Raw genomic sequence first — 7,936 nt, 5'->3', positions numbered from 1 at the left:
CGGCAAGCGATGATGGTCGGTGACGGTGTCAACGACGCGCCAGCGCTCGCAGTCGCACACGTCGGGACAGCTATTGGTTCCGGCACGGACGTCGCCATCGAGGCTGCGGATCTGACGCTGATGCGCGACGATCCGGTCGACGTCGTGAAGGCGATCCGTATATCGGATGCAACACTCCAGAAGATCAAGCAGAACCTCGTGTGGGCGCTGGGGTACAACACGGCGATGATTCCGTTAGCGTCGCTCGGTCTTCTGCAGCCGGTTCTCGCTGCAGCAGCAATGGCGTTCTCGTCGGTGTCTGTGCTGACGAACAGTCTACTGTTCCGTCGGTACACCCCCGACCACGACTACAAACTCTTCGGGTTCCTCCGCTAACGGCCGCCACACAATACCTCTGCCAACTTCGAGACGAACTCACGATCGTCTCACTTGAACCAAATCAGAAGCACCAGTAGTCACTCGACGTATGTTACGACGCGTGCCATCCCGGCATCCAGGTGATACAGATTGTGACAATGGAATAGCCACCGGCCGGGATTGTCCGCGTGGAAGTCAATGATCACTTGTCCCATATGTCCGGGTACGAGGACGGTGTCTTTGATAGCTTTCCCGACTTGGAAGAAGTGGCCGTGAAGATGCATCGGGTGAATGACTGGGCTCTGGTTGGTCATCCGTATGCGGACGTGCTCTCCGGGTCGAATCTGGAGCGGATCGGCCTCCGGATAGGCCTGCCCATCTATCGTCCACGTGTAGGACTGACCTCTGCCACGGGAGAGCGTCAGATCGAACGTTCGGTCCGGATCTCCACTCACCCCGTCGAGCGGGGAGATTGCCTGCAGGTCTCCGTACTGCAGTTGGTTACTGGCCGATGATGGGCGCTGTGGGCTCTCCCCGCTTGCTGATCCGTACTCAACGACAGCTCTAGCTGCTGGTTCGTTTCCATCGAGTGCATCCGCTTGAATGGCCCACGTACCCGGATTCGTCGCCTCAATCACGGCGTCGTAGCGCTCACCAGCTCCAAAGACGAACGAGTCCACGTCGACGGGGTCGACAGGTCGCCCATCGGCGTGTGTTATCGTCATCTCGTGGCCAGCAATCCGTACACCGAAGACGGTTGCGCTGGCGGCGTTCACGAACCGGAAGCGAATCCGCTCACCCTCTGTCACGTCGAACGTCGGCGGATCCTCTGGAAGTCGACCATTGATCAGCAGTCCCTCGTACGGCGGCCGAACGTCACCCATCATCCCACCCATTCCGCCACCGCCCATGCCACCGTCCGAAGGAAGTGCAGGCTCTGTAGGGAGGTAATCATCAATAACAACGACGTACTCGCGGTCGTACTCTACGTGTGGGTCGCGTTCTTCGACAATCAGTGGTCCAAGCAATCCTCGGTCGAGCTGAAGTCCGACATGACTATGGTAAAAGTACGTCCCGGCGGGTTCGGCACGGAACTTGTAGGTGAATGTATCCCCGGTGTCAATCGGTTCTTGCGTTACGTTCGGTACTCCATCGACCGGATTAGCAACGGGAACCCCGTGCCAATGAATCGTTGACTCCGCTTGGAGGTCGTTAGTCAAGTCGACGCTGAGCACGTCGCCCTCCTGGACGCGTATTTCTGGACCCGGGAATTGACCGTCGTATATCCAGTTGCCCGTTGACGTATTGGGTGCTGGTTGGATGGTTCCGGCCGCCGCGGTGAGGTTGACGGAGGTATCTGGCTCGGCTGTCACTGTCGAGCGCGGCGGCACCTCACGACCCTCATCATCGTCATTGCCCGGTACCAGACCGGTACAGCCCGCAAGCGCGCCGAAAGAGGTCGCTCCTGTCAGTTGGAGGAGTCTCCGACGGGAGATATCGGTGGTCTGTCTTGTATATTCCATGAAGAATCGTAATCCAATAATGGAGTTCTTTGTTTGGTCCCGTCACGGTAGACGACGGACGGGAGTATTTAGACACGGTTCTCTTTTATTTCGTTTATATTATCTATTCAAGTTTCTTTCGTCGGCGGTCGAACTCTTCATCGGTGAGTTCACCACGAGCGTAACGCTCACGGAGAACCGAAAGCGGTCGACTATTGTTCCCCTCAGAACTACCGTTGAGGAATGAATAGGCGAGATAGAGTGGGACGGCAATCAGAAGCCCCATCCAAAGGAGGCTCCAGAGGCCCATTCCACCACCGAAGAGCCCCCAACCTCCGCCACCCATCATACTGCCGCCGTAGCCTCCGCTACCGTGAGCGGCTGCAGTGCCCGTTGCTGCAACCAACAGTGGAACCGCGAGCATCGCGATTCGACGAGTCGTCCGTCTGAGGGTGTTAGTGTAGTGTGTCATTGTGATCGTTGGGTTAATAATTGCATGTCTATTGTGTTTGTACCTCGGACAAGGATCGTTAGCAGCCGTACCCCTGTCCGTTCATCCCCGTAGCGGTGTAATTGTCATTCTCCATATCCTGAGCCATTTCATCAACGGTTACGCCCATGTGCGCTTCCATCTCGTCAATGGCATCCGGTCCCATGTAGTCGGTCATGTGACCTTCCATCCAAGTCGCCCAGTCTGCTGCACCACCATCGGCTGGCGTTCGGTCAGCTATCGTCTCGTTCCCTTGGATCGGTTCGCCACCGTGTGCGCTAACCACCGGGGCGGCGAACGCAAGTCCCACAATCGCGAGCGCTACGAGCAGCCATCGTCCGAGGTTTCGGTTGGTCATTGTCTTTCGCCTCACGTAGTCATACGGTGGGTTCGGAGTTATCTTCGTGGGTGTGAACTCAAACAGGAGATCGTCCAAGAACGTCTCTAACGCTATCTAATCGTTTTCTGTCGATGAGATCGTTCATACCTGCTGAATTCGAGGGGAACGGTCTGAGAAACCACAGGATCGGTCGACCTTCTTGCGTCGATCCAGCCGACGACTACGGTTCGAGCCGCGATCGGGGTCGACTATTACTGGTCACACACGGAGACTGTCAATACATCCGTAGCAGGCAATGACTCAGTGGTCATGTTCGTGGTCGGTCGCTTCTGGACTTCGGTCGGCAAATTCCTCTGGCTCGGCCTCAAACGACCGCTTACAGGCATTCGAACAGAAATGATACGTTGTTTCATCATACGAGATACTCGGGCCGTTTTCGCCGGTCCGCATACCGCACACCGGATCTCGATACTGTCCCGGTGCGCCGAGACCCCGCCGATAGACGTACAGGAGGAACCCGGAGAAGGCGAACGCAATGAGGTTGAGGTAGAACGTGTAGTTGAGTTCGAAGTAAGTTTTTTCAGTTGCCGTCTCCCCACCCGCTAAGTTCGGGACGATGTCGAGAGCATCGAACAGCAATTCCATAAGGAAACCGCTGAACGCCATCGTCACGAAAAAGACGCCGAGGATGTACAGCATGACTTTCCAGCCGTAGTACTTCCGGTAAACGTTCAGAACGGGGATTGTAATCAGGTCGGCGTAGACAAATGCGATGACACCCGCGAAACTGACACCACCACCCCAGAGTGCGACCGCGAACGGGACGTTGCCTATACTGCCGACGAAACTAACGACGGCAATAGCAACACCCATAATGGCGTTCTCAGCGGTTACAAGGAGGCCATCACCCTGAATGAACAAAGTTTCCCAGACCCACTGCGGGACGAAGACAATCACGAACCCCGAGATGAGAAAGCCCGCAATGACGTCCGTCCAGATCATGGACCATTCCTTTCGGTATTGATTTCCGATCTTGTACCAGCCACCCCAAGACAGAAACTCCTCCCGCCACCCTCCATAGCTCGATGTCTCTTGGCGATAGGTCTCCATACACCCCTCCGAACAGAACTTCAGCGTCTCACCGCCGTCGGTCGTGAGTGTGTGTTCGTCTGTTCCTTCCATTCCGCAGGTGGGGTCCTCAGTAACACCCGATTGGTGGTCGCGCTCATTGAGAGTTTCCCGAACTTCGTCGAAGAGATTCTCAGGGAGTGTAATATGGACGATGCCCGCCATGACGACGATGAGGACGAGACCACCGAGAAGTTCCGCGAGGAGGAACTCCCAGCCCAACAAAATGAGGATCATCAACCCGAGCTCGACGATGAGATTCGTCGACGCAAACATGAACGCCATGAAGTTGACTGCATGGGCACCTTTTTTGAATAGTCCTTTCCCGATGGCTACGGCTCCGAAGCTACACCCACTGCTCGCAGCCCCAAACAGGGTCGCCTTGGTAAGTCCGCTCAGGTCGCCGTCACCGAGAACCTGTGCCATTCGCTCCTTGGATACGTAGACTTGGACGAGACTCGTGATCGTGATCCCCATAATAATCGCCCACGCCGCGGTCCAAAGGAATCCGATTCCGATGCGGAGTGATTCAAGAACTCCGTTGATTAGTGTCGCTTGCATAGTTGTATCTTCGTAAGGATAATCTATTGCAATTGTGGTTAGAATATGCCGCCTATGAGTGCATCCAAACTATGGAATCATAAGCGGTTCAAATTGATATTCTAGCAGAAAGAGGAGCAACATCGAAACCGGCTATAGGCTCCATGAAATCCGACTTCGGATTCGTAAGGAAAATCGGATTAAATTATGGTGACGTATTGTATGTCAATGGGATCGATAAAGACCAACCATACCTCAAATATGAGGAACACTACTTGTAGGAGCAATGTACGCCAACCTACTCGTCCGTCTGGTATGGTCGTTACATATCCACTTCCTGATTCACAATGAGTGTTGATCTGGTAATCCACGATGCACTCGTTCTAACAGCCGATAAGAGGAACCGGCTGTATGAGCGTGGAACCGTATTCATTACCAATGGCAACATCGAAGAAGTCCGACCGTCACGTACAGGAGACGGGAAAATAGACGCTCCCACCGTTATTGACGGGAACGGGAAACTGGTGATGCCGGGGTTGGTTAACGCCCACACGCATCTAGAAATGACACCGCTCATCGGTGCGTTCAGCGAGCTCAATCTGACGGAGATGCTTGGGAGTGGGACTGCCTTGTTCAATAGATTAGCAAATGGTGACTTCGAATATCTCGTTGAGGCAGGCGTTGAGCTCGCAGCGCTCAATTTCTTGTTGGGCGGTGTCACAACTGTGAACTCGATGGACGCACGCCCTGCCGCAGGTGCGGAATCATTTGGCGAAGCAGGGCTCCGTGGATTTTTCGGGCCAGCGATTTCGGATCTCTTCTGGGACCAATCAGTCGATCAGCAATTCACTCGTGCTCGTGAGTTTATCGAAAAATACCACAACACGTATGACGGCCGAATTAGGGCGACGATCTGCCCGCACGACGACTGGTCATGTACTCGTCAGTTGTGGGAACGGACCAAATCCCTCGCCGTAGAGTATCCAGACCTGCTCGTCCACACGCACTTGCTAGAACTCGATGAGAGTAACACCATGGCGCGAGCGAATGGTGGAACGGATTCGATAGGTCTCCTCGACGACGTTGGACTCCTAGACGACCGATTGATCGCTGCTCATTTCCGCGTTGCCGATGAGGAGGACGTCCAGCGAACTGCCGAGGCGGACGCAGCTGTTGCGCACTGCCCATCCGTATTCTGTTACTGGAATCCAAACGGAGAGACACAATGGACGCCCGTTCCCGAGCTTCGAGCTGCAGGCATTGATGTCGGGTTAGGTATTGATGACCACTACTGGCACGACTCATACAGTATGTTTGGAGAAGCGCGGCAAGCACGTCTAGCGGCAAATCTCAAGCGGTCGTCTGGGCAGTTCACCTCGATGGAACTGATACGAATGCTCACTATTGAGGGCGCACGCGCTCTGGGGATTGACGACGAAATCGGAAGTATCGAAGAAGGAAAGCGCGCGGATATTATCCTCCTCGATGTCGACAAACCGAAGTTTACCCCGCTGACCAATGTCCCTGCACACGTCGTGAACAACGCAGTACCGGCCGACGTCGAGACAGTAATCGTCGATGGTAATATCGTCCTTCAGGATGGCGTGCCCACGACGATGGATTCAGACGACGTTCGACGGCGAGTGACTCAGGCTGTCGAACGGTTCATGGACGAGACGGACTGGGAACTACACGTTGGTGGTAGTGAACCGCCGACTGGCATCGAGACTATACGAGAACTACCAAAGCGTGGCCCTGCGCGACTCCTAACTCGTCTCGCGATCCAATCCGTACGCGATCAATTCTCCCGGTGATCAACTTACTTTTTCCCAATCTGACGTAGGACTCGAACAAGTGATGTGTCAGTTAGTTCCGAGTCGCTTCGCAATTGTCGTAAACTGATCCAAGTAAAATCCCAGATCGGCTTTCTCCTGGCTGGTAACTATCGGTATCTCTCGAACGTATAGGTCCTCTTTGACAATTTGAAGCAGAAAATCGGCGATATCAGACCGTGAAATCGGTCGTGCATGCACATCAATATCGATACCGTGGACGTATTCTCCGGTTCGTGGTGCGTCCGTCAATCCACCGGGGCGTATAATTGTCCAGTCGAGGTCGCTTTGCATAACTAGTTCTTCTGGACGCGCCTTGTCTGCCATCAGATCGTGGAGAATGGTTGCGTTTGCAATTCGAACATACCACGGAACAGTTTCGGAACTCGAACCGAGACCCATCGACGTTAACACAAGCAATCGGCTAACTGGTCGGTCATCCATCGCCGCAATAATGTTCTGTGTGCCCCGAGACACAACATTCAGTGGGTTATTCGGCGTTCGCCCGAGGAGACAAACCACGGCGTCTGTATGCTCGACTGTTTCAGAGACTGCCTTTGGATCCAAGACATTTCCCTCGATAGCTGTGATCTGCTCACCTGGTGGGAGTTTAGCCTGTGATCTAGTGAGAGCCTGAACGTCATAATCGGCTGCGAGCGCCTGCGTGATCAAACGCCGTCCAGTTCCACCAGTCGCTCCGAACACAGCGAGTTTCATGAGAGTGAACCCGAAAAGCGGTTGTACAACTTAGCAAACAGGTAGGTGAATCCACCTGTAATGATCACCGCTTCAATGATTCCAGCAATAGTCCCGGCAGGTGTCGGTGTAAAGAATAAATGCCACTGACTCATCATTTCGACCCCGCCTTCGTAGACTCCAATCATCCCGAAGAGACCGAGTAGAAGCATGAGGACAGCTGCGACCGTAGCTGCTGCCGCAGCAAATGGAAGTGGATCGAGATGCAGTGATACCCGACTATTGCCCGAGGTTTCACGAACGCCTGTTCGATCAGGTGGTGTACTCATATGATAACACTACGGGCGGGTTATTCACTGAGTTTGTGGCTACGATTCGAAACCGACTACATCGAACTTCTACCAACCATAATAAGAAGAGAGAAAGGCACCACGTAACGGGTTTGATCCAATACTGAAGCGCTATCTTCGCACGATCCTAGCCGGGAACTCAGCGTGACAGCACGAAATCTACCAGAATGAGGTAAGATTCGAACGTATAACAAGTTTAAACTAAAGTATTGAATGAATTTGCAGACTGAATCAAAAGAAACGAAGACACAATTGCATTAAATAGAAAATCCGTGTTGAAAATTAAAGACGAGGAGGAAACTATCCCACGCCGACCACCGTGGAAGCGATATGGGCGTGTTTTGGATGGTTAGTGTCGACCCCTCCGCCTCAAAGAGTCGCTGGAGAACCGACCGTGCGCCAGCCGTCGTGATCGACGGCGGTCGAATGTCTTCCAGAACGCCAACAAGAGATCCTCGGCGTACTCCTCACGTAGCTCGTGGATTATACCCGGGTTTTCTGGATAGAGGTTCTGAATAGAAGGCACGCATCAAATTCATCCTCCGAAGTTGTGAAGGTGGATTCATTGTCGAAGCTAAATCGGGAAATACTGGGGCTGAGTCGGTTGTCCTTCCCAATCGTGTCATCTATTTCTGGCGAAATCACGCCACGGTTGTATTGACCACATTGGCGAAATCTCACTTTCTGCCGCCCCACAACGC

9 protein-coding genes and 1 pseudogene are annotated in these 7,936 nt (G+C 53.7%); 2 read left to right on the top strand and 8 right to left on the bottom strand.

Annotated features, from left to right (window positions below; all coding sequences use genetic code 11):
• Positions 1-375 (top strand): HAD-IC family P-type ATPase (locus EGH24_RS15030; RefSeq protein ID WP_142980887.1); only part of this gene is annotated, 375 nt, incomplete at its 5' end.
• 80 nt (positions 376-455) lie between these two features.
• Here the strand turns inward: EGH24_RS15030 and EGH24_RS15025 are convergent.
• The 4 genes from EGH24_RS15025 to EGH24_RS15010 form a co-directional block, all read right to left on the bottom strand.
• Positions 456-1,880, bottom strand: coding sequence for a multicopper oxidase family protein (locus EGH24_RS15025; RefSeq protein WP_142980886.1), 1,425 nt, complete (start codon positions 1,878-1,880; stop codon positions 456-458).
• A 103-nt stretch (positions 1,881-1,983) separates the two neighbouring features.
• Positions 1,984-2,331 (bottom strand): SHOCT domain-containing protein, encoded by a 348-nt coding sequence (locus EGH24_RS15020; protein ID WP_246058043.1) that lies wholly within the window; start codon positions 2,329-2,331, stop codon positions 1,984-1,986.
• A gap of 58 nt (positions 2,332-2,389) precedes the next feature.
• Positions 2,390-2,707 carry a hypothetical protein gene (locus EGH24_RS15015; RefSeq protein WP_142980885.1) on the bottom strand — a complete coding sequence of 106 codons (318 nt, stop codon included), beginning with the start codon at positions 2,705-2,707 and terminating at the stop codon, positions 2,390-2,392.
• Between the two features lie 282 nt (positions 2,708-2,989).
• On the bottom strand, positions 2,990-4,378 hold the full coding sequence (locus tag EGH24_RS15010; protein WP_142980884.1) for a permease: 1,389 nt from the start codon (positions 4,376-4,378) through the stop codon (positions 2,990-2,992).
• A gap of 326 nt (positions 4,379-4,704) precedes the next feature.
• Between EGH24_RS15010 and EGH24_RS15005 the strand changes: the two genes are divergently transcribed.
• Entirely contained in the window at positions 4,705-6,171 is a 1,467-nt protein-coding gene (locus EGH24_RS15005) for an amidohydrolase family protein (protein WP_142980883.1), read from the top strand.
• 48 nt (positions 6,172-6,219) lie between these two features.
• On the opposite strand, the gene EGH24_RS15000 is transcribed toward EGH24_RS15005, so the two are convergent.
• The 4 genes and pseudogenes from EGH24_RS15000 to EGH24_RS15545 all read right to left on the bottom strand — a co-directional run.
• Complete coding sequence (locus tag EGH24_RS15000; protein WP_142980882.1) at positions 6,220-6,906, bottom strand: NAD(P)-dependent oxidoreductase; 687 nt, start codon at positions 6,904-6,906, stop codon at positions 6,220-6,222.
• Positions 6,903-7,214, bottom strand: coding sequence for a hypothetical protein (locus EGH24_RS15725; RefSeq protein WP_246058042.1), 312 nt, complete (start codon positions 7,212-7,214; stop codon positions 6,903-6,905). Before EGH24_RS15725 ends, EGH24_RS15000 begins: the two co-directional genes overlap by 4 nt.
• Positions 7,215-7,536: 322 nt before the next feature.
• A pseudogene (locus tag EGH24_RS15720) lies at positions 7,537-7,734 on the bottom strand (site-specific integrase); the annotation flags it as partial.
• Positions 7,719-7,936: hypothetical protein (locus EGH24_RS15545; RefSeq protein ID WP_221886770.1), on the bottom strand; the 218-nt coding region annotated here is incomplete at its 5' end. The pseudogene EGH24_RS15720 and the gene EGH24_RS15545, both read right to left, overlap by 16 nt.

Source organism: Halonotius terrestris, from assembly GCF_006861665.1.
In the GTDB taxonomy this organism is placed as follows: Archaea; Halobacteriota; Halobacteria; order Halobacteriales; family Haloferacaceae; genus Halonotius; species Halonotius terrestris.
Note: the sequence above shows the minus strand (reverse complement) of the source record. Positions and strands in the feature narration are given on the sequence as shown.

Bases quoted from the DNA above. Each gene is read 5' to 3' on its own strand.
- EGH24_RS15025 (WP_142980886.1), bottom strand. From the start codon at position 1,880: ATGGAATATACAAGACAGACCACCGATATCTCCCGTCGGAGACTCCTC.
- EGH24_RS15020 (WP_246058043.1), bottom strand. From the start codon at position 2,331: ATGACACACTACACTAACACCCTCAGACGGACGACTCGTCGAATCGCG.
- EGH24_RS15015 (WP_142980885.1), bottom strand. From the start codon at position 2,707: ATGACCAACCGAAACCTCGGACGATGGCTGCTCGTAGCGCTCGCGATT.
- EGH24_RS15010 (WP_142980884.1), bottom strand. From the start codon at position 4,378: ATGCAAGCGACACTAATCAACGGAGTTCTTGAATCACTCCGCATCGGA.
- EGH24_RS15005 (WP_142980883.1), top strand. From the start codon at position 4,705: ATGAGTGTTGATCTGGTAATCCACGATGCACTCGTTCTAACAGCCGAT.
- EGH24_RS15000 (WP_142980882.1), bottom strand. From the start codon at position 6,906: ATGAAACTCGCTGTGTTCGGAGCGACTGGTGGAACTGGACGGCGTTTG.
- EGH24_RS15725 (WP_246058042.1), bottom strand. From the start codon at position 7,214: ATGAGTACACCACCTGATCGAACAGGCGTTCGTGAAACCTCGGGCAAT.